Source organism: Pseudomonas sp. TE3910, assembly GCF_056279025.1.
The window spans coordinates 3,669,865-3,688,393 of the sequence record NZ_JBWBQN010000001.1; the positions used below are offsets into that span (position 1 = coordinate 3,669,865).

The 18,529-nt window shown below is 61.8% G+C and carries 20 protein-coding genes and 1 pseudogene; 7 read left to right on the forward strand and 14 right to left on the reverse strand.

Annotated elements, in window-relative coordinates; all coding sequences use genetic code 11:
- Window positions 1-7: 7 nt before the first annotated feature.
- Complete coding sequence (locus ACZ9H3_RS16835) at window positions 8-1,624, reverse strand: DUF4153 domain-containing protein (protein WP_476221618.1); 1,617 nt, start codon at window positions 1,622-1,624, stop codon at window positions 8-10.
- A 372-nt stretch (window positions 1,625-1,996) separates the two neighbouring features.
- Here ACZ9H3_RS16835 and ilvD point away from each other — a divergent pair, with 372 nt between their 5' ends.
- Window positions 1,997-3,838, forward strand: a complete 1,842-nt coding sequence (gene ilvD / locus ACZ9H3_RS16840; protein ID WP_065758182.1) for a dihydroxy-acid dehydratase — start codon at window positions 1,997-1,999, stop codon at window positions 3,836-3,838.
- 149 nt (window positions 3,839-3,987) lie between these two features.
- Here the strand turns inward: ilvD and mtgA are convergent, their stop codons facing one another.
- Window positions 3,988-4,710: a monofunctional biosynthetic peptidoglycan transglycosylase gene (mtgA, locus tag ACZ9H3_RS16845; RefSeq protein WP_065758183.1), complete on the reverse strand. Its 723-nt coding sequence runs from the start codon at window positions 4,708-4,710 to the stop codon at window positions 3,988-3,990.
- 84 nt (window positions 4,711-4,794) lie between these two features.
- On the opposite strand from mtgA, the pseudogene ACZ9H3_RS16850 reads away from it, so the two are divergent.
- The 4 genes and pseudogenes from ACZ9H3_RS16850 (at window position 4,795) to trmB (ending at window position 7,048) form a co-directional block, all read left to right on the forward strand.
- Window positions 4,795-5,167 (forward strand): annotated as a pseudogene (locus ACZ9H3_RS16850) (DUF423 domain-containing protein).
- Window positions 5,168-5,270: 103 nt separating this feature from the next.
- Window positions 5,271-5,471 (forward strand): sulfur carrier protein ThiS, encoded by a 201-nt coding sequence (gene thiS / locus ACZ9H3_RS16855; RefSeq protein WP_065758231.1) that lies wholly within the window; start codon window positions 5,271-5,273, stop codon window positions 5,469-5,471.
- A gap of 50 nt (window positions 5,472-5,521) precedes the next feature.
- Window positions 5,522-6,316, forward strand: coding sequence for a thiazole synthase (locus ACZ9H3_RS16860; RefSeq protein ID WP_065758185.1), 795 nt, complete (start codon window positions 5,522-5,524; stop codon window positions 6,314-6,316).
- 9 nt (window positions 6,317-6,325) lie between these two features.
- Window positions 6,326-7,048 (forward strand): tRNA (guanosine(46)-N7)-methyltransferase TrmB, encoded by a 723-nt coding sequence (gene trmB / locus ACZ9H3_RS16865; protein ID WP_102053216.1) that lies wholly within the window; start codon window positions 6,326-6,328, stop codon window positions 7,046-7,048.
- Between the two features lie 36 nt (window positions 7,049-7,084).
- On the opposite strand, the gene ACZ9H3_RS16870 is transcribed toward trmB, so the two are convergent.
- The 9 genes from ACZ9H3_RS16870 to ACZ9H3_RS16910 all read right to left on the reverse strand — a co-directional run bounded on the left by ACZ9H3_RS16870 (window position 7,085) and on the right by ACZ9H3_RS16910 (window position 13,751).
- Entirely contained in the window at window positions 7,085-7,408 is a 324-nt protein-coding gene (locus ACZ9H3_RS16870; RefSeq protein WP_065758187.1) for a DUF3392 domain-containing protein, read from the reverse strand.
- 9 nt (window positions 7,409-7,417) lie between these two features.
- Window positions 7,418-8,632, reverse strand: coding sequence for a radical SAM family heme chaperone HemW (gene hemW, locus ACZ9H3_RS16875; protein WP_454240544.1), 1,215 nt, complete (start codon window positions 8,630-8,632; stop codon window positions 7,418-7,420).
- The gene (gene rdgB / locus ACZ9H3_RS16880; RefSeq protein WP_454240545.1) at window positions 8,629-9,231 is read right to left on the reverse strand and encodes an RdgB/HAM1 family non-canonical purine NTP pyrophosphatase; all 603 of its coding nucleotides are present in this window, start codon (window positions 9,229-9,231) and stop codon (window positions 8,629-8,631) included. Before rdgB ends, hemW begins: the two co-directional genes overlap by 4 nt.
- Window positions 9,228-9,662 (reverse strand): DUF4426 domain-containing protein, encoded by a 435-nt coding sequence (locus tag ACZ9H3_RS16885; RefSeq protein WP_330522221.1) that lies wholly within the window; start codon window positions 9,660-9,662, stop codon window positions 9,228-9,230. Before ACZ9H3_RS16885 ends, rdgB begins: the two co-directional genes overlap by 4 nt.
- A 26-nt stretch (window positions 9,663-9,688) precedes the next feature.
- Entirely contained in the window at window positions 9,689-10,309 is a 621-nt protein-coding gene (gene metW, locus ACZ9H3_RS16890) for a methionine biosynthesis protein MetW (RefSeq protein ID WP_065758191.1), read from the reverse strand.
- A 7-nt stretch (window positions 10,310-10,316) separates the two neighbouring features.
- Complete coding sequence (metX, locus tag ACZ9H3_RS16895; RefSeq protein ID WP_065758192.1) at window positions 10,317-11,456, reverse strand: homoserine O-succinyltransferase MetX; 1,140 nt, start codon at window positions 11,454-11,456, stop codon at window positions 10,317-10,319.
- 152 nt (window positions 11,457-11,608) lie between these two features.
- Window positions 11,609-12,199, reverse strand: coding sequence for a YggT family protein (locus ACZ9H3_RS16900; RefSeq protein ID WP_065758193.1), 591 nt, complete (start codon window positions 12,197-12,199; stop codon window positions 11,609-11,611).
- Window positions 12,200-12,209: 10 nt separating this feature from the next.
- The gene (gene proC, locus ACZ9H3_RS16905) at window positions 12,210-13,028 is read right to left on the reverse strand and encodes a pyrroline-5-carboxylate reductase (RefSeq protein ID WP_099773330.1); all 819 of its coding nucleotides are present in this window, start codon (window positions 13,026-13,028) and stop codon (window positions 12,210-12,212) included.
- A 36-nt stretch (window positions 13,029-13,064) separates the two neighbouring features.
- On the reverse strand, window positions 13,065-13,751 hold the full coding sequence (locus ACZ9H3_RS16910) for a YggS family pyridoxal phosphate-dependent enzyme (protein WP_330522222.1): 687 nt from the start codon (window positions 13,749-13,751) through the stop codon (window positions 13,065-13,067).
- A gap of 65 nt (window positions 13,752-13,816) precedes the next feature.
- Between ACZ9H3_RS16910 and ACZ9H3_RS16915 the strand changes: the two genes are divergently transcribed.
- Window positions 13,817-14,851, forward strand: coding sequence for a type IV pilus twitching motility protein PilT (locus tag ACZ9H3_RS16915; RefSeq protein ID WP_065758196.1), 1,035 nt, complete (start codon window positions 13,817-13,819; stop codon window positions 14,849-14,851).
- Here the strand turns inward: ACZ9H3_RS16915 and ACZ9H3_RS16920 are convergent.
- Window positions 14,848-15,471, reverse strand: a complete 624-nt coding sequence (locus ACZ9H3_RS16920) for a C40 family peptidase (protein WP_065758197.1) — start codon at window positions 15,469-15,471, stop codon at window positions 14,848-14,850. The genes ACZ9H3_RS16915 and ACZ9H3_RS16920 overlap by 4 nt on opposite strands.
- Before the next feature lie 155 nt (window positions 15,472-15,626).
- Between ACZ9H3_RS16920 and ACZ9H3_RS16925 the strand changes: the two genes are divergently transcribed.
- Window positions 15,627-16,046: an NINE protein gene (locus ACZ9H3_RS16925; RefSeq protein WP_476221625.1), complete on the forward strand. Its 420-nt coding sequence runs from the start codon at window positions 15,627-15,629 to the stop codon at window positions 16,044-16,046.
- Window positions 16,047-16,067: 21 nt separating this feature from the next.
- Here the strand turns inward: ACZ9H3_RS16925 and ACZ9H3_RS16930 are convergent, their stop codons facing one another.
- Together ACZ9H3_RS16930 and argS are read right to left on the reverse strand one after the other, a co-directional pair.
- A complete protein-coding gene (locus ACZ9H3_RS16930; RefSeq protein WP_065758199.1) occupies window positions 16,068-16,763 on the reverse strand; it encodes an SPOR domain-containing protein in 696 nt (231 codons plus the stop codon).
- A gap of 1 nt (window position 16,764) precedes the next feature.
- Entirely contained in the window at window positions 16,765-18,501 is a 1,737-nt protein-coding gene (gene argS / locus ACZ9H3_RS16935; RefSeq protein ID WP_065758200.1) for an arginine--tRNA ligase, read from the reverse strand.
- Window positions 18,502-18,529 lie beyond the last annotated feature (28 nt).

Below are 18,529 nucleotides of genomic sequence, written 5' to 3' on the forward strand. Positions count from 1 at the left end.
CCAACACCTAGTCGTGCGTTGGCACTGCGCTCAGTTCCACACCGTCGATGTTGAACGTGTTAAAGCGGGGTTTGACCGGCTTTAGTGCACCCTGGCGGATCAACTCGATCATGCGCGCCGGGTCTTCCTGCCCCTCCAGGTCTGCAGCCGCTCGCCACTCGCCGTGCTTATCACGCTCCAGAATGTAAGCCTTGAACGCCCATTCCTCCTTGGACACGAGCAGCACCTCGTTGCGACCGTCGTCGTTCAGGTCCATGGCGTGCAGTACGCAACCAGCCCCCTGGCAATGCATGCCGATGAACGCGCCTTTCAGCATCGTCTCGACACCGTCCTCGGTATTGCCGACCCACTCGATCTTCAAGGCGTTATCACGGCCGTCAAATTCTGCCGAGTTCGAGCGGTAGGTCGGCTCTTTCAAAATCTCACGCAGCTGCTCGCGCCCTTGAGCGTCCAGAATCTGCCCGCGGTCCACTTCGGCCGTGAGCCATTCGAGCTGCTCGATTCCAGGCGCACCAAGCCGGTAGCGCAGGGTCCAGGCATCGAAGTCCGCCACCGCTGTACGCCCGCTGAGCAGGCGTTGCACCTGGTGCTTTGCGCTCCAGGTCTCAGGGCTCACCAGTGGCGTATGCACCAGTACCAACACCACGCAGCCAAACAGGGCAATGGGCGGGTTACTGGTACGCAGATGCCCCAGCCACACCGACTGCCGGCGAACAACCGCCCACACCGCCGCAAGGCTATACAGCAGCGCGACCAGCAGCAGTGGGATCGCCATGAAACGTTGCGGCGTCAGGCCGTATTGCTCAATGCGCAGCCAGGTCGAGTAGCCTGCCAGTACGACCAGCACCGGCAAGCACAGCAGGGACAACTCCACCAAAAGCCGCAAGCCTCTGGCGTATGGGGCGCTGTCGTGACCGTCCTGGAACACACCATTGACCAGAAACAGGTTAAGCCCCACCAGGCACAGCAGGATCAGGGTCGAAGAACCGGTATCCCAGACCGGTTGCAGACCACTGAATGGCAAGGTCAGGATGAACAGCACGGTCATCAGTGCTCCGAATGGCAGCAGGAAGCGGCACACCGCCAGCAGCACGCCACGCAGCAGCCCAATGACCGTCTCTTTCTCGCGGCCTATGCGCATGCCGAGGGAAAACACCAGTGTCAGGGCGATCGCGAGGAACAGTGGTGACTCGAGCACCGCCTTGACCTGCGGCACGCCCAGCATCTTGAACAGCGCACCACATAACAGCACCAGCAGCATCACCACCATGATCAGCTGCTGGGCGAGGAGCACGATGAAAATGTTGTTCCAGGCATGCCTGAACAGGTCTTCATAGCGTGGCCAGCGGCCTTCACGGGTTGGCCAACTGGCGATGAAGGCGCAGCCGATGTAGCCCAGCAGGCTCGCGCAGACCACCCAGGACCCTTGCAACCACTGCGAGCCGTTGTCGGAAAAGACCCAGCCGCTGATCGCTGTCATCACCAGTGTCATCAGTGCAACCAGTACCCAGGTACCACGCTGCAGTACTGAACGCCCGAGCAGTTGCAGGTTGATCCCGCCGACGGTAGCCAGTGTCACCAGCATGGTGCTGATCCAGGGGATCTCCAGCCAAAGTGCGCTCAAGAGCAACAGCCCCTGAAGGGCGCCAACGAGCAGATAAAAATATAACGAAGGGGATAACGCGGGCATGCCAAGTCCTTTTGCCGGGGGAGCTGCGAAGGGCGGCAGTCTAACCAAGTGCCGCCAGATTTTCCCCTTGGAGGCACCGCTGACGCACCAACCCGCTATAGCGCCATTCCTTCCCGCGGCCAGCCGTGTAGAATCGGCCTATTCATCGCCAGTCATCCCCGGCGGGTTTATGAGCTCTGGCCGAGCGCACGGCGATCCCGCGGCGTTCTCGGCTTCATCCGCACCAGCGGCCACCTGCCTTCGGTGCAAAGGACAAGAGACGCTCACTCCCCTTTTTGTTACCTGCTTAGCCGCCAGGAGTGCTCCATGCCAGATTACCGCTCGAAAACGTCCACCCACGGCCGCAACATGGCCGGCGCACGCGCCCTGTGGCGCGCCACGGGTATGAAAGACGACGATTTCAAGAAACCGATCATCGCCATTGCCAACTCGTTCACCCAGTTCGTACCGGGCCACGTCCACCTCAAGGACCTCGGCCAACTGGTCGCCCGTGAGATTGAACGCGCCGGTGGCGTGGCCAAGGAATTCAACACCATCGCGGTCGATGATGGCATCGCCATGGGCCATGACGGCATGCTCTACTCGCTGCCAAGCCGCGAGATCATCGCCGACTCGGTCGAGTACATGGTCAACGCTCACTGCGCTGACGCCATTGTCTGCATCTCCAACTGCGACAAGATCACCCCCGGCATGCTGATGGCCGCCCTGCGCCTGAACATCCCGGTGATCTTCGTTTCCGGCGGCCCGATGGAAGCCGGCAAGACCAAGCTGGCCAGCCACGGCCTGGACCTGGTCGACGCCATGGTCATCGCAGCCGACTCCTCGGCCTCCGATGAAAAGGTCGCCGAGTATGAGCGCAGCGCCTGCCCGACCTGTGGTTCCTGCTCCGGCATGTTCACCGCCAACTCGATGAACTGCCTGACCGAAGCCCTGGGCCTGGCCCTGCCGGGCAACGGCTCGACCCTGGCCACCCACAGCGACCGCGAACAACTGTTCTTGCAGGCTGGCCGGACCATCGTCGAGCTGTGCAAGCGTTACTACGGCGAGAACGATCAGAGCGTTCTGCCGCGCAATATCGCCAGCTTCAAGGCGTTCGAGAACGCCATGACCCTGGACATCGCCATGGGTGGGTCGACCAACACCATCCTGCACCTGCTGGCCGCGGCTCAGGAAGCCGAAATCGACTTCGACCTGCGCGACATCGATCGCCTGTCGCGCAAAGTGCCGCAGTTGTGCAAAGTGGCGCCGAACATCCAGAAGTACCACATGGAAGATGTGCACCGCGCCGGTGGCATCATCAGCATCCTCGGTGAACTGGCCCGTGGTGGCCTGTTGCATACCGACCTGCCGACCGTACACAGCAAGACCATGGCCGATGCCATTGCCAAGTGGGACATCACCCAGAGCGATGACCCCGAGGTGCATACCTTCTTCCGCGCGGGCCCGGCCGGCATTCCGACCCAGACCGCCTTCAGCCAGTCGACCCGTTGGGAAACCCTCGACGCCGACCGCGAAAACGGCTGCATTCGCAGCGTTGAGCACGCCTACTCGCAAGAAGGCGGCCTGGCTGTGCTTTACGGCAACATCGCCCTGGACGGCTGCGTGGTGAAAACTGCCGGCGTCGATGAGTCGATCCACGTGTTCGAAGGCAACGCGAAGATCTTCGAAAGCCAGGACAGCGCGGTACGCGGCATCCTCGCCGACGAAGTGAAGGAAGGTGACATCGTCATCATCCGTTACGAAGGTCCGAAAGGCGGCCCGGGCATGCAAGAGATGCTCTACCCGACCTCGTACCTGAAGTCCAAAGGCCTGGGCAAGGCTTGCGCGCTGCTGACCGACGGTCGTTTCTCTGGCGGTACCTCGGGCCTGTCGATTGGCCATGCTTCGCCAGAAGCGGCAGCCGGTGGTGCAATCGGCCTGGTACGTGATGGCGACAAAGTGCTGATCGACATCCCGAACCGCTCGATCAACCTGCTGGTGGATGACGCCGAACTGGCTGCACGCCGGGTTGAGCAGGACAAGAAAGGCTGGAAACCGGTTGAAGTGCGCCCACGTAAAGTGACCACTGCGCTGAAAGCCTACGCTCTGCTGGCCACCAGCGCCGACAAGGGTGCGGTACGCAACAAGGCCCTGCTCGACGGGCTGTAAGGCGCTGCGCCAAGCCTTACAAACAAAGCCCCTGACCGAAAGGCCAGGGGCTTTTGTTTTGCAGGCGTTTGCTCAATAGGGCGACCTGTACTGCATGGCCTTGTTCACATCGTGTGGCAACTGGCTTGCCCGCGATACAGGGCAGCGGCTTACTGATTCCAGGGCGCCGCACGTCGGCTGTCGAGCAGGCTCAGGTAACTGCTGCCGCCCAACTGGCGCATTTGCTGGCGTATCCAGCTGGCACGTCGCGCGACGTAGCTGCTGGGGTGGCTGGCGCTCCATTTGCGTGGGCTGGGCAGCACGGCAGCGAGCAGGCTGGCCTGTTGCTGGGACAGGTTACGGGCGTTGACACCGAAGTGGTGCCGGGCGGCGGCCTGTGCGCCAAACACCCCGTCATCCCATTCAGCGCTGTTGAGGTACACCTCAAGGATGCGCTCTTTCGACCAAAACACTTCGATCAGCGCCGTGAACCAGGCTTCCAGCCCCTTGCGCAACCAACTGCGCCCCGACCAGAGAAACAGGTTCTTCGCCACCTGCTGGCTCAGCGTACTGGCCCCGCGGATGCTGCCACCACGTTCGTTGTGGGCCAGCGCGGCCTGGATTGCCGTGAAATCGAAGCCCCAATGCTCAGGGAATTTCTGATCTTCTCCGGCGATCACCGCCACTTTCAGATCGTCAGAGATCTGTTCCCAGGGTTGCCAGTCGCGCTGCAGGTCTATCGGTTGGCCGTTGAACCAGGAGGCAACCTTGCGCTCGACCATCAGTGCAGTGCCCGGTGGCGGCACCCAGCGAAAGAGCAGCACCAGCAGGGCACTGCCGGCCGCGAACCAGAGCAGGGCACGAGTGAGGCGACGCAGTAGGGATGACAGCATAGGAGAGATGGCTTGGCCGAACCGATGGAGCGGGCCATTATACAGACCCTCTGCCTCGCCATGATCCTGACTGGGAGTTGTCTTATGCTTCGTAGTTTCTTGTTGCTCGCTGCCTTTTTCGGTTTTACCGGTGTCGCCCTTGGCGCCTTTGCCGCCCACGGCCTGAAAGCACGCTTGAGCAGTGAGTACCTGGCGATCTTTCAAACCGGGGTCACGTATCAACTGATTCACACCCTGGCCCTGCTGGCGGTAGCGTTGCTTGCCACGCAGCTCCCCGGGCGCCTGGTGGGCTGGGCCGGCGGCCTGTTCAGCCTGGGTATCGTGCTGTTCTCTGGCAGCCTGTACCTGCTGACACTCACCGGCGTCGGCAAGTTGGGCATCATCACGCCACTGGGCGGTGTGGCGTTCCTCGCGGGCTGGTTGTGCCTGGGGCTTTGCCGCCTGGCGCCTGAGTTGACTGATCGGTCGAAAACCGGGACGAATGGCGCTGCTTTGCCTTGGTCATCCGCGTGGATCGGGGCTAGAATGCTTGCCCCCTGAAAATAATGGCTGCCGTCCGCATGCGCATTCAATTGAACGGTGAACCCTATGAGCTGCCTGACGGTACGACCGTCGAGGCATTGTTGACCCGGCTGGAGTTGGTCGGCCGCCGGATTGCAGTGGAACTCAACCTGGATATCGTGCCGCGCAGTCAGCACGCCGCCACCGCCCTGCGCGAAGGCGATCAGGTCGAAGTCGTCCACGCCATTGGTGGCGGCTAGGCCGCCCCGCGATTCACCTGCAAGCCCCTCAACCCCCAAGAGGATTTCCGATGAGCAATGTTCGTAGCGACAAGCCTTTCACCCTGGCTGGCCGTACCTTCCAGTCGCGCCTGCTGGTGGGTACCGGCAAGTACCGTGACATGGAAGAAACCCGTCTGGCCATCGAGGCCTCGGGGGCTGAGATCGTCACCGTCGCCGTGCGCCGTACCAACATCGGCCAGAACCCGGGCGAGCCGAACCTGCTCGACGTGCTGCCGCCAGACCGCTACACCATCCTGCCGAACACCGCCGGTTGCTATGACGCCGTCGAAGCCGTGCGTACTTGCCGCCTGGCCCGCGAACTGCTCGATGGGCACAACCTGGTGAAGCTGGAAGTGCTGGCGGACCAGAAGACCCTGTTCCCCAATGTGATCGAAACCCTGAAGGCCGCCGAAGTGCTGGTCAAGGACGGTTTCGACGTGATGGTGTACACCAGCGATGATCCGATCATCGCCCGGCAACTGGCCGAAGCTGGCTGCATTGCCGTGATGCCGCTGGCGGGCCTGATTGGCACTGGCCTGGGTATCTGCAACCCGTACAACCTGCAAATCATCCTGGAAGAAGCCAAGGTGCCTGTGCTGGTCGATGCCGGTGTCGGTACCGCCTCGGACGCGACCATTGCCATGGAGCTGGGTTGCGAAGCCGTGCTGATGAACTCGGCGATTGCCCATGCTCAGCAGCCGATCATGATGGCCGAGGCCATGAAACATGCAATCGTTGCCGGCCGCCTGGCGTACCTGGCCGGTCGTATGCCGAAAAAACTCTATGCCAGCGCCTCGTCGCCGCTGGATGGTCTGATCAAGTAAGAGCTCCCGATGACTGAATCGCAACAACCGCCGATCTCTCCTGAAGGCGAAGAGCGTCAACACCGCCGCATCAAGAGTTTTGTGATGCGTGCCGGCCGCATGACTGAAGGCCAGCAGCGTGGTCTGGACCAGGGCGCGCCGCTGTTTGTCCTGCCGCTGAGCGATAGCCCGGTGGATTTCGACCAGGTTTTCGGTCGCGCCGCTCCGCGCACGCTGGAGATTGGTTTCGGCATGGGCCATTCCCTGCTGGAAATGGCCGCTGCTGCGCCTGAACAGGACTTCATCGGTGTCGAAGTGCACCGGCCGGGTGTCGGTGCGCTGCTCAATGGCGTGCTGACCCAGGGCCTGAAGAACCTGCGGGTGTATGACTGCGATGCCATCGAAGTGCTGAACAAGTGCGTGGCTGACAACAGCCTTGATCGCTTGCTGCTGTTCTTCCCGGACCCTTGGCACAAGAGCCGTCACCACAAGCGGCGCATTGTTCAGCCGGCATTCGCCGAGCTGGTACGCAGCAAGCTGAAGGTCGGTGGTGTGCTGCACATGGCCACGGACTGGGAGCCCTATGCCGAGTACATGCTGGAAGTCATGAACGTTGCACCGGGTTACCGCAACCTGGCAGCAGACGGCAAATGCGTACCGCGTCCTGAAGAGCGCCCGGTTACCAAGTTCGAGCGTCGCGGTGAGCGGCTCGGGCATGGCGTCTGGGACTTGAAGTTCGAGAAGCTGGCGTAAGCCTCTGCGCGAGCCGGCACTGCCGGCTCCTGCAGGTCAGCGGCGGTCGGCGACAACGCCGATCAGCACCAGTACCACCAGCAGTACCGGTGCCAGGGCATAGTTGTTGAACTGGCTCAGGCCGCGCACCACCCAGGGTGTGGCATAGATCAGCGCCGCACCACTGCCGATCAGGCACAGCAGGGCCATGAACGGGACGCGCAAGGCGCCCGCCAGATTGCCGATCCGTTGTTCGATCCAGCCCTTGATATCCGTGCCGAACAGCACCAGCAGGCAGCCGACCAGCGCCAAGGAAATCTCCGACAGGTTACTGCGGCTCCAGCGGGAAACGGTTGAGAGCAGGTCGAGTACCAAGTCCATTCGCAATCCTTAGGTCAAGAAATACTGCAGCAGGTCGTTGAGGAACAACTGGCCGCGTGGCGTGGCCACCAGTCGCGTCGGTTCGACCTGCAAAAGTCCCTTTTGTTCGGCTTCGCGACGTGCCGCCGCCAACTGTTCCATCGGCAGCCCGGTACGCTGGCTGAACAGCTCCGCGTCCACCCCTTGAGTCAGGCGCAGGGCGTTCATCAGGAACTCGAACGGCAGCTCCTCAACGGGCAACAGCTTTTCACCCGCCTTGAAGGCTTTGGCCGGGTTCAGGTAGTCCTTGGGCAGGCGAGTCTTCCAGGTGCGCACGATGCGCCCGTCCGGGTGGCTGAGCTTGCCATGGGCGCCCGCGCCAATACCGATGAAGTCGCCGAAGCTCCAGTAGTTCAGGTTGTGCCGCGCAGCGCGCCCGGGCTGGGCGTAGGCGGACACTTCGTACTGGGCGTAGCCATGCTCGGCAAGCAGGGCCTGGCCGGCTTCCTGGATATCCCAGAGGATGTCGTCTTCGGGCAGCACCGGTGGCTGGTTCCAGAACACCGTGTTCGGCTCCAGGGTCAGCTGGTACCAGGACAGGTGGGTCGGGCCCATGGCGATGGCTTGGCGCAGGTCGCTCAGGGCGTCATCCAGGGACTGATCGGGTAAACCGTGCATCAGGTCCAGGTTGAAGTTGTCGAACCCGGCCCGCCGTGCCATGTCGGCCGCACGCACGGCTTCTTCACCGTTGTGGATACGCCCCAGGGCTTCGAGCTTGGCCTGTTGGAAGCTCTGGATGCCGATCGACAGGCGGTTGATGCCCAGTTGCCGGTAGGCGGTGAACTTCTCCTGCTCGAACGTTCCGGGGTTGGCCTCCAGGGTGATTTCAATGTCACTGGCGAACGGGATGCGTTGTTCGACACCGGCCAGCAACCGGCCCAGTGCCTGTGCGCTGAACAGGCTAGGGGTGCCACCACCGAAGAAGATCGAACTCAGCGGCCGGCCATAGACGGCAGGCAACTCCTGCTCAAGGTCAGCCAGGAGTGCGTCGACATAGGCCTCTTCTGGCAGCTCGGCACTGGCCGCATGAGAGTTGAAGTCGCAGTACGGGCATTTGCGCACGCACCAGGGGATGTGGATATACAGCGCAAGGGGTGGCAGCTGTGGCAGCGCCAGCCGAGGTGCCTGGGAGCTGAAGCCAGCCTCGCTCAGGTGCAGAGGCTGTGCTGGTGAATGCTCGGTCATGCCAGGCCCAGGCCCAGGCGCTGTCGCAGCAGGCTCATGGCGCGAGCACGGTGGCTCAGCTGATTTTTCTCGACCGGGTTCAACTCGGCGCTCGAGCAGTTGCGCTCCGGCACCCAGAACAGCGGGTCATAACCAAAGCCGTTGGCACCGCTGGCTTCGGTCAGGATGCGACCGTGCCAGAGACCTTCGCAGAGAATGGGTAGCGGATCGTCAGCGTGCCGTACCAGTGCCAGCACGCAAACGAACTGGGCTGTGCGCTGGTCGTGTGGAACGTCCTTGAGAACGTCGAGCAGCTTGGCGTTGTTGGCCGCGTCGCCCTGGCCATCGGCGTAGCGTGCCGAGTAGATGCCTGGGGCGCCACCGAGGGCGTCCACGGCCAGCCCTGAATCGTCGGCCAAGGCCGGCAACCCGGAAATACGCGCCGCATTACGGGCTTTGAGGATGGCATTCTCAACGAACGACAGGCCGGTTTCCTCGGGCTCTACGCTACTGAATTCACCGATTGAACGCAGTTGAACCGAGTCGCCGAGCATGGCCTGGAGTTCTTTCAGTTTGCCGGCGTTATGGCTGGCCAATACGAGCTGTGGAAAAGTCATCATTCGCCTGGGAATACTTCCTGGTTAAAGCTGAAACTGTTGGTTTTGCCAGCGGCACCGACAGTGACCGTGAAGGTGTAGGTTTCTGGCTGCTGCACCGGGAACTGGGCAATGTAGTACGTCGCGCCCTGATCATTGACCTGCTTGAAGGTAAGGTCGGTCTTACGGCTGGTCAGGTCACTGACCGTGCCGCTGACCGAGGCGGCGCTGGGCTTGCCGTCCTTGAGAACGGTGATGTTCAGCACGCCCTGGTTCTTGCTGCGTACAAGGCCAGCAGCCTGGGCCGTCGCCGGTTGCAGGAAGCCGGAGTTGAAGACGCTGTAGTGAACGGTCACATCACCGAAGACTTCCTTGCGCTCGGGCTTGGCGGCATCGGCAGCCAGGACCGGGATGGCCAGGCACAGGCTGCATAGAAACAGGACTAGACGGCGCATGATCGTACTCCTCGAAAAGGGCGGGGTTAAACCGCGACCTGATGTTCCTGCAGGCCCGGGCTGTTGACACGGTAAATGCCGATCTCACCTAGTAGATTAGGCCAAAGCTTGCTTGCCCACCCGTGGCGGTGCAAGTGGTCTACTGCCAGGCGGTCGAGTACTTGTGCCCGGCGCTCGCGGCACAGCGCCTCGAAGTCTTCAAAGGTGCAGAAGTGGATGTTCGGCGTGTTGTACCAGGTATACGGCATGAAGTCCGACACCGGCATGCGACCTTTGGTCGCCAGGTACCAGCGGCAGCGCCAATGACCGAAGTTGGGGAAGGTGATGATGCACTGGCGACCGACCCGCAGCATTTCGTCGAGAATCCGGTCCGGGTATTCGACCGCCTGCAGGGCCTGGGTCATGACCACGACATCGAAGCTGTTGCTGGCAAAGTTGCCCAGGCCCTTGTCGAGGTCCTGTTCGATGACGTTGACGCCCTTGGCCACGCACTCGGCGATGTTGTCGGGGTCGATTTCCAGGCCGTAGCCGGTTACCTGTTTGTTGGCGCGCAGCGAAGCCAGTAGCTCGCCATTACCGCAGCCAAGGTCGAGTACCCGGCTGCCAGCGGGGATCCAGTCTTGGATGATTTCCAGATCGGCTCTCATGGGGTCCTCAGAGGGCAATGCGGTTCATGTAGCGGGAGAAGGCCTGCAGGTACCGTGGGATCGGGATCAGGAAGGCATCGTGGCCTTGTGGCGCATCGATCTCCAGGTAGCAGACGTTTTTCTTCGCGGCCATCAGTGCGTCGACGATCTCCCGCGAGCGGGCGGGCGAGAAGCGCCAGTCGGTGGTGAACGACATCACGCAGAAATCGGCTTTGACGCCGGCCAGGGTCGCGGCCAGGTCACCCCCGTGGGCGGCGGCCGGGTCGTAGTAGTCCAGGGCCTTGGTCATCAACAGGTAGGTGTTGGCGTCGAAACGCCCCGAAAATTCTTCGCCCTGATAGCGCAGATAGCTTTCAACCTGGAATTCCACGCTGTGGAAGTCGTAGTTGAGCTTGTCGCTTTTCAGTTCGCGGCCAAACTTCTCGCCCATCGAGTCATCGGACAGGTAGGTAATGTGCCCGACCATGCGCGCCAGCATCAGGCCGCGCTTGGGGATTACCCCGTGCTCCTGGAAGTAGCCGCCGTGAAACTCCGGGTCGGACAGGATGGCCTGGCGCGCCACTTCGTTGAAGGCGATGTTCTGCGCCGAGAGTTTCGGTGCAGAAGCGATGGTCAGGCAGTGGCGTACCCGCTCGGGATAACTGATGGTCCACTGCAGCGCCTGCATGCCGCCGAGGCTGCCGCCAACGACCGCCGCCCAGGTGCTGATGCCAAGCCGGTCGGCCAGGCGTGCCTGGCTGTGTACCCAGTCTTCCACGGTGAGCACCGGGAACTCGGCACCAAAAGGCTTGCCGGTCGCCGGGTTTATGCTGCTTGGCCCGGTGGAGCCGTTACAGCCGCCGAGGTTGTTCAGGCTGACGACGAAGAAACGGTTGGTGTCGATAGGTTTGCCGGGGCCGATGCAACTGTCCCACCATCCGGGCTTGCGGTCGTCGGCGCTATGGTAGCCCGCCGCGTGGTGGTGCCCCGACAGGGCATGACAGATCAGCACGGCGTTGCTCGCGCTGCTGTTGAGTGTGCCGTAGGTTTCGTACATCAGGTCGTAGGCGGCCAGCGAACGACCGCAGGCCAGGGCCAGGGGATCGCTGAAGTGCGCCAGTTGCGGTGTTACCAGACCGACCGAATCTTCGGGAAAGACAGTGGACATCGACCCTGCTCACGCTTAAATGAGGCGTAAGTCTAAAGACCGCTGGGGTGGGGGGCAAGCCGCGTGGTAGATGGCTGGCCTTGCCGACGAAGCCATGTGAATTCATCGTCGGCAAGGTCGCCTCTGCGGGCGTGGTGTCGTCAGGCCTGAAATCAGACCAGCAGGCGCAGGATCTCTGGCATTGCGGTCATGGCTGCCAGGTTGTTGATGACCAGCATGTCGATCAGTTTCAGCGCCATGAACGCCAGGATCGGCGAAATATCCAGGCCGCCGAGGTTTGGCAGCAGGCGACGGAACGGGGCCAGGAACGGATCGCAGATCTGGTTGACCAGTTCGGCACCAGGGTTGTGGCTGCCCGGTGCGACCCAGGACAGGATCACGCTGACGATCAGGGCGAAGAAGAAGATCTTCAAGAACAGCGCGGTGACGCCAATGATCGACCAGATCAGCAACTGTACCGGGTTGCCGGTGGTGCCGTAGGCCAGCAACAAGGTCAGGCCCATCAGCAGCAGCTGCACGGCCAGTGCCAGCAACAATGACGACATGTCCAGGCCGAACAGGCTGGGGATGATCCGGCGCAACGGTTTGAGCAGCGGCTGGGTGGCGCGTACGGCAAACTGGCTGAGCGGGTTGTAGAAGTCTGCGCGAACCAGCTGCAGGATGAAGCGCAGCATCACGACCAGCAGGAACAGGCTGCCGAGGGTCTGCAGAATGTAGATTGCAGCGGTGTTCAGTCCGATCATCTTCGGCTCCTTAGTTGCCTAGTTGTTCGGCCAGTTCGGCCGAGCGGTGCGCAGCTGCGCCCAGCGCTTTTTCCACCAGCGCTTCGAATCCATCAGCCTGGAAGGACTTGATCGCCGCCTCCGTGGTGCCGGCTGGCGAGGTCACCCGACGGCGCAATTCAGCTGCGTCGACATCACTGGTAACTGCCATTTGCGCGGCACCCAGTGCGGTCTGCAGGGTCAGGCGTGCTGCGGTTTCACGTGGCAGGCCAAGTTTCTCGCCGGCTGCAGTCATGGCTTCGATCAGCAGAAAGAAGTAGGCCGGGCCGCTGCCGGATACGGCAGTAACGGCGTCCAGTTGCTGTTCCTGTTCCAGCCACAGTGCGATGCCTACGGCCGAGAGCAGTTGTTCGGCCTGCTGGCGCTGTTCGGCACTGACCTGGGCGGTGGCGAACAGGCCGCTGACGCCCTGACGCAGTAGCGCTGGGGTGTTGGGCATGCAGCGTACGATCGGCTGGGCGCCAAGCCATTGGTTCATGCTGGCGCAGGTGATGCCGGCAGCAATCGAGACGACCAGCTGGTTTGGCTTGAGGCTGGGTTGCAGGGCCAGGCAAACGGCTTTCATGGCCTGCGGTTTGACGGCCAGCACGATCACGTCGGCGCCGTCGATGGCCTCGGCATTGTCGGCGAACATCTCGATGCCGTGTTCGGCGTGAACTTTGGCGCGTTGTTCGGCGCCAGGGTCGCTGGCGCGAATCTGCGCAGCCTCTAGGCCCTGTGCGCGCAGGCCGCCGATCAGGCTGGCGGCCATGTTGCCGGCACCGATAAAGGCAATACGAGTCTTGCTCATGTCAGGTCCTTGTCGAAAAAGGTGAGTAAAGCAGGGTCAGGGTTGGCCGTAGTCACGGGCGCCAAACAGCGCGGTACCGATGCGCACCCAGGTTGCACCCTGTGCAATCGCCGACTCCAGGTCGTGGCTCATGCCCATGGATAACGTGTCAAGTGGCAAGCCCAGGCTGGCCTGCAGGTCGCGTACCTTGGCAAAGGCTGCGTCCTGCGCGGTGCGGTCTTCGGTGGGCTCGGGTATCGCCATCAAGCCACGCAGCTTCAGCCGTGGTAGCACCGCGATAGCAGCGGCCAGCGCGGGCAGTTCCTCCGGGGTGCAGCCGGACTTGCTGTCTTCGCCACTGACATTGACCTGAATACAGATGTTCAATGGTTCCAGCGATTCAGGGCGCTGCTCTGAAAGGCGTTGAGCGATTTTCAGGCGATCCACGGAATGTACCCAGTCGAAGTGCTCGGCGATAGCGCGCGTCTTGTTCGACTGAATGGGGCCGATGAAGTGCCAGGTCAAGGGCAGGTCGGTCAATTCGGCCTGTTTGCCCAGGGCTTCCTGCAGGTAGTTCTCGCCCATGTCGCGCAGGCCGGCAGCGAAGGCTTCGCGCACGGCGGCGGCAGGTTTGGTTTTGCTCACGGCCAGCAGCTTGATGCTGGCCGGATCTCGCCCGGCAGCCTCGGCGGCACGGTGGATGCGCTCGGCGAGGGTGGAAATGTTGTCTGCTATGGTGGACATGATCGATGCCAGCGGCTCTTTGGGTCTGCGGCATTCTACCTGCTTGGCGGTGTTTGGGGAGTCTTATGGATGTGACTGAACTGCTGGCCCTTGCTGTCAAGGAGGGGGCCTCGGACCTGCACCTGGCGGCCGGTGATGTGCCAATGATCCGCCTGGATGGCGAGATGCTGCGACTGGATTTGCCGCCGCTTGAGCCTGATCAGGCGCGGGCGTTAATCGCGCAAATCATGACGGATCAGCAAAAAAAGGATTTCAAAACCCTTCAGGATCTCGATTTCTCCTTTGCCATGGCGGGGGTGGGGCGCTTCAGGGTAAATGCCTTCGAGCAGTTGCAGGGCGTGGGGGCGGTATTCCGGTTGATCCCCTCATCGGTACGTGGCCTGGCTGAGTTGGGGCTGGGTGCTGTTTTCCGGCAAATCGCTGAACTGCGTAGTGGGCTCGTATTGGTGACCGGCCCCACCGGCTCGGGAAAGTCCACCACCCTGGCAGCCTTGATTGATCACCTGAACCGCGAGCGCGCCCTGCATATTCTCACGGTCGAAGACCCGATCGAGTTTATCCACAGCCCGGTGCGTGGCCGGATCAGCCAGCGTGAGGTGCAGCGTCACAGTCACAGTTTTGCGGCGGCGCTACGGGCCGCCCTGCGTCAGGACCCGGATGTGATCATGCTGGGGGAATTGAGGGACCTGGAAACGATTCGCCTGGCCCTGACGGCGGCCGAAACCGGGCATCTGGTGCTGGCCACCCTGCATACGGGCTCGGCAGCGAAGACCGTTGACCGGATCGTCGATGTATTTGCCGCCGAGGAAAAGCAATTGGTACGTGCGATGCTGGCCGAGTCCCTGCAGGCGGTGGTGTCTCAGGTGCTGGTGCGCAAGCCCGGTGGTGGCCGGGTAGCCGCGCACGAGATCATGCTGGCGACGCCGGCGATTCGCAATTTGATCAGGGAGGGGAAAGTGGTGCAGATCCAGTCTGCAATCCAGACCGGCGGGGCGCTGGGCATGCAGACCCTGGACAGTTGTCTGCAGGGTCTGATGGCAAGGGGGGAGATCAGTGCTGATACGCGCCGGGCGGTGGGATGCGCGCCCGGTGGGTTTTAGCGCTTGGCCAGGTTCAGCTGTTGCTGGTCCTTGGGCAGTACGCGCTTTGCAACCACATAATGGTTCTGCCAGTAAGGCTTGTTCAGCGTATCAATGCTGACGCGCTTGCCGGTGCGTGGCGCATGGATGAAGCGGTCGTTGCCCAGGTAAATGGCAACGTGGTTGACCTTGCGGCTCTTGATGTTGAAGAACAGCAAGTCGCCCGGTTTCAGGTCTTTTTTATCGACCTTGATGCCGTGGCCGCTGGCCATGGCGTTGGAGGTGCGAGGCAGGTCGACTTCATCGATATCGTTGAAGGCGTACTTGACCAGGCCGCTGCAGTCGAAGCCTTTGCTTGGGCTGCTGCCACCCCAGCGATAGGGGGTGCCCAGCGCGTTGACGGCGCGGCTCAGCACATCGCTGCTTTGCTTGGCCGACAGGTTGGCCGTTGATTTTGTCGGTTTTGCACTACGGTTGGCATAGTGGATCGGTGATGCCGAACCTTTGTTGGCGTGTACGCCGGTGGCATTGGCGGTATAGCCAGAGAAGCCATTAGGAAGACGTTGCTCACGATTGGTGGCGTGGGCGGCCAGGGGCAATAATAGGCAAATAGTCAGCCATGTCTTGAAAAGGGGACGCATAGGCAGGGCTCTTGTTGGTTAGCGCGCAACTTTATAACAGCTTTTTTGCGCGGATCTGCCCCGTTGGTCGATTTCGACGGCACCATACGTCGGCTTGCTACTGAAAAGTCACATTTTTGTTTAGAAAATTTTCACATAACCCGCTGAGGCTACGAATGAACAGTTATCAACAGAGCCCACCCTTCCATGACACGCACAGCAAGGTTGTAGGCTATCTGCTGTGGTGCTTCGGTTTTCTCGGTGCGCACCGCTTTTACTATGGCAAGCCAGTCACAGGCACAATCTGGTTCTTTACCCTGGGGTTGCTCGGCATCGGCTGGTTGATCGACCTGTTTCTGATCCCGTCGATGGACCGTGAAGCCGACATGCGCTTTCACTCTGGGCCTTTGGATTACAACATCGCCTGGATTCTGCTGACGTTTCTTGGGGTGTTTGGCGTGCATCGCATGTACCAGGGCAAATGGATCAGTGGCCTGATCTATCTGGTGACGGGCGGTCTGTTTCTGGTGGGCGTGCTGTACGACTTCTGGACCCTGAACGACCAGGTGTCGCTGAGAAACGCCCAACGGCGCTAAGGCGCCGCTGGGCGAGGGGGCTTACTGGCGGTTTTGGCGCTGCTGCAAGAGCAGGTTGTTGAAGCCGCTACCGGCCAACTGCTTTTGGGCCACGGTCAATTGTTCGCGGTTGCTGAACGGGCCCACCAGCACGCGGTACCAGGTTTCGTCGCGGACCATGCCGGACTCGACCTGCACTGCCTGGCCGAGCAGGATGATTTGCGCACGGACCTTGTCGGCGTCAGCCTGCTTGCGGAACGAGCCGGCCTGCAGGAAGAACTGGGTGGTCGCTGCCGGTTTCACCACGGGAGGTGGCGGTGGCGGCGTTTGCCCCAGCAGTGCGGCCTGGGCCCTGGCGGTGTCGATCTTCGCGGCTTCAGCCGGTGTCACCGGCTGCTGTGGCTGGGCGGGTACCGGCGGGGTTTTCTCCGGTACGGCTTCCGGCGGCACGATGACTTCCGACTCTGGCAGCAAGGTGTAGAAGTCGTATTTCGGCTTCACTGGTTGCTGTGGGCTGGGCGGTGTCTTGTTCGCTTCGGCAGCGCGCTCGGCTTTCTGCTGTTCGGGCTTGCTCCGCTTGACCTCGTCGGTGCTCGGATCAAGCTTCATCAGAAAGACAATGAACGCGCCCACGGTCAGGCCGACAGCCAGCCACAGCCAGCCGGGGATCGGTTTCTTCTCCGGTGCCTGATAGCGGCTGGCGCCGCGCTTGGGGGCGGGCTTTTTCTTGGCTGCCACCTTACATGCGCTCCAGGGTTTCCAGGCCCAGCAGTTCCAGGCCCTGCTTGAGGGTGCGACCGGTCAGTGCGGCCAGGCGCAGGCGGCTCTGTTGCTGTTCGGCCGTTTCGGCGGCCAGGATCGGGCAGTTCTCATAGAAGCTGGAGAACAGGCCGGCGACGTCGTACAGGTAGCTGCAAAGCACGTGCGGCGTACCTTTTTCAGCAACGTTGTTCAGGGTTTCGCCGAATTGCGCCAGGCGTGCCGCGAGGTCGTGTTCCTGGGCGGCTTGCAGGGTGATATGGCCGTCAACTTCGCTGAAGTCCTTGCCCAGCTTGCGGAATACGCCCGCCACGCGGGTGTAGGCGTACAGCAGGTAAGGCGCGGTGTTGCCTTCGAAGTTGAGCATCAGGTCGAAGTTGAAGCTGTAGTCGCTGGTGCGGTGCTTGGACAGGTCGGCGTATTTCACCGCGTCGATACCGACAACCTGGGCGATGGCGCGCAGTTCATCTTCCGCCAGTTGCGGGTTCTTTTCCTTGACCAGGGTGTACGCACGTTCCTTGGCTTCGGTGAGCAGGTCGATCAGCTTGACCGTGCCGCCGTCGCGGGTCTTGAACGGGCGGCCATCGGCACCGTTCATGGTGCCGAAGCCCATGTGCTCCATGATCATGTCGTTACCGACGAAGCCAGCGCGGCGGGCGACTTCGAACACCTGCTGGAAGTGCAGTGCCTGGCGCTGGTCAACGAAATACAGGGCGCGGTCGGCCTTGAGGACGTTGCTGCGGTAGCGCACGGCTGCCAGGTCAGTGGTCGCGTACAGGTAGCCGCCATCGGCCTTCTGCACGATCACCGGCAGTGGGTCGCCGTCGGCGGTCTTGTACTCTTCGAGGAATACGCACTGGGCACCGTTGCTTTCGACCAGCAGGCCCTTGGCCTTGAGGTCGTTGACCACGTTGATCAGGTCGTCGTTGTAGGCGCTTTCGCCCATGACGTCAGCCATGGTCAGTTTGACGTTGAGCTGCTCGTAGGTCTTCTGGCAGTGCGACAGCGAGATGTCCTTGAAGCGGGTCCACAGCTTCAGGCATTCGGCATCACCGGCTTGCAGCTTGACCACCAGGCCGCGCGCGCGGTCGGCGAAGGCTTCGGACTCGTCGAAGCGCTTTTTCGCGGCGCGGTAGAAGTTTTCCAGGTCCGACAGCTCGTCGCTGGTGATCGGGTTTTCTTCCAGATAGGCCATCAGCATGCCGAACTGGGTGCCCCAGTCGCCGACGTGGTTCTGCCGGATCACGTTGTCGCCGAGGAACTCGAGTACGCGGGCGACGGCATCGCCGATGATGGTCGAGCGCAGGTGGCCAACGTGCATCTCTTTGGCCAGGTTGGGTGCCGACAGGTCAACGACCACTTTCTGTTGTGGGCCGGCTTTCTGTACGCCAAGTTTGCTGTCGGCCAGCGCGGCGTCGAGGCGTGACGCCAGGGCCTGGGTATTCTGGAAGAAGTTCAGGAAGCCGGGGCCGGCGATTTCCACTTTGCTGACCTGGGCATCGGCGGGCAGGGCCGCGATGATTTTTTCGGCTAGGTCGCGTGGCTTCATGCCGGCCGGCTTGGCCAGCATCATCGCGATATTGCTGGCGAAGTCGCCGTGGGTCTTGTCCCGGGCGTTTTCCACCTGGATCGCCGGCGTAAGCCCTTCAGGCAGCACACCGTCGGTGACGAGTTGGGTGAGGGCTTGCTGGATCAGCTGGCGAATGGTGTCTTTCATGGGATTCTCTTTCGACCGCAAGCGCGGC

What these genes read in the sequence shown, in the direction of transcription:
- ACZ9H3_RS16885 (WP_330522221.1), bottom strand. Translation starts at nt 9,662, where the DNA reads ATGCGCCGTCTAGTCCTGTTTCTATGCAGCCTGTGCCTGGCCATCCCG.
- ACZ9H3_RS16925 (WP_476221625.1), top strand. Translation starts at nt 15,627, where the DNA reads ATGAACAGTTATCAACAGAGCCCACCCTTCCATGACACGCACAGCAAG.
- ilvD (WP_065758182.1), top strand. Translation starts at nt 1,997, where the DNA reads ATGCCAGATTACCGCTCGAAAACGTCCACCCACGGCCGCAACATGGCC.
- argS (WP_065758200.1), bottom strand. Translation starts at nt 18,501, where the DNA reads ATGAAAGACACCATTCGCCAGCTGATCCAGCAAGCCCTCACCCAACTC.
- ACZ9H3_RS16900 (WP_065758193.1), bottom strand. Translation starts at nt 12,199, where the DNA reads ATGATCGGACTGAACACCGCTGCAATCTACATTCTGCAGACCCTCGGC.
- mtgA (WP_065758183.1), bottom strand. Translation starts at nt 4,710, where the DNA reads ATGCTGTCATCCCTACTGCGTCGCCTCACTCGTGCCCTGCTCTGGTTC.
- hemW (WP_454240544.1), bottom strand. Translation starts at nt 8,632, where the DNA reads ATGACCGAGCATTCACCAGCACAGCCTCTGCACCTGAGCGAGGCTGGC.
- ACZ9H3_RS16915 (WP_065758196.1), top strand. Translation starts at nt 13,817, where the DNA reads ATGGATGTGACTGAACTGCTGGCCCTTGCTGTCAAGGAGGGGGCCTCG.
- ACZ9H3_RS16920 (WP_065758197.1), bottom strand. Translation starts at nt 15,471, where the DNA reads ATGCGTCCCCTTTTCAAGACATGGCTGACTATTTGCCTATTATTGCCC.
- rdgB (WP_454240545.1), bottom strand. Translation starts at nt 9,231, where the DNA reads ATGATGACTTTTCCACAGCTCGTATTGGCCAGCCATAACGCCGGCAAA.
- ACZ9H3_RS16870 (WP_065758187.1), bottom strand. Translation starts at nt 7,408, where the DNA reads ATGGACTTGGTACTCGACCTGCTCTCAACCGTTTCCCGCTGGAGCCGC.
- ACZ9H3_RS16860 (WP_065758185.1), top strand. Translation starts at nt 5,522, where the DNA reads ATGAGCAATGTTCGTAGCGACAAGCCTTTCACCCTGGCTGGCCGTACC.
- metX (WP_065758192.1), bottom strand. Translation starts at nt 11,456, where the DNA reads ATGTCCACTGTCTTTCCCGAAGATTCGGTCGGTCTGGTAACACCGCAA.
- ACZ9H3_RS16910 (WP_330522222.1), bottom strand. Translation starts at nt 13,751, where the DNA reads ATGTCCACCATAGCAGACAACATTTCCACCCTCGCCGAGCGCATCCAC.
- proC (WP_099773330.1), bottom strand. Translation starts at nt 13,028, where the DNA reads ATGAGCAAGACTCGTATTGCCTTTATCGGTGCCGGCAACATGGCCGCC.
- thiS (WP_065758231.1), top strand. Translation starts at nt 5,271, where the DNA reads ATGCGCATTCAATTGAACGGTGAACCCTATGAGCTGCCTGACGGTACG.
- trmB (WP_102053216.1), top strand. Translation starts at nt 6,326, where the DNA reads ATGACTGAATCGCAACAACCGCCGATCTCTCCTGAAGGCGAAGAGCGT.
- metW (WP_065758191.1), bottom strand. Translation starts at nt 10,309, where the DNA reads ATGAGAGCCGATCTGGAAATCATCCAAGACTGGATCCCCGCTGGCAGC.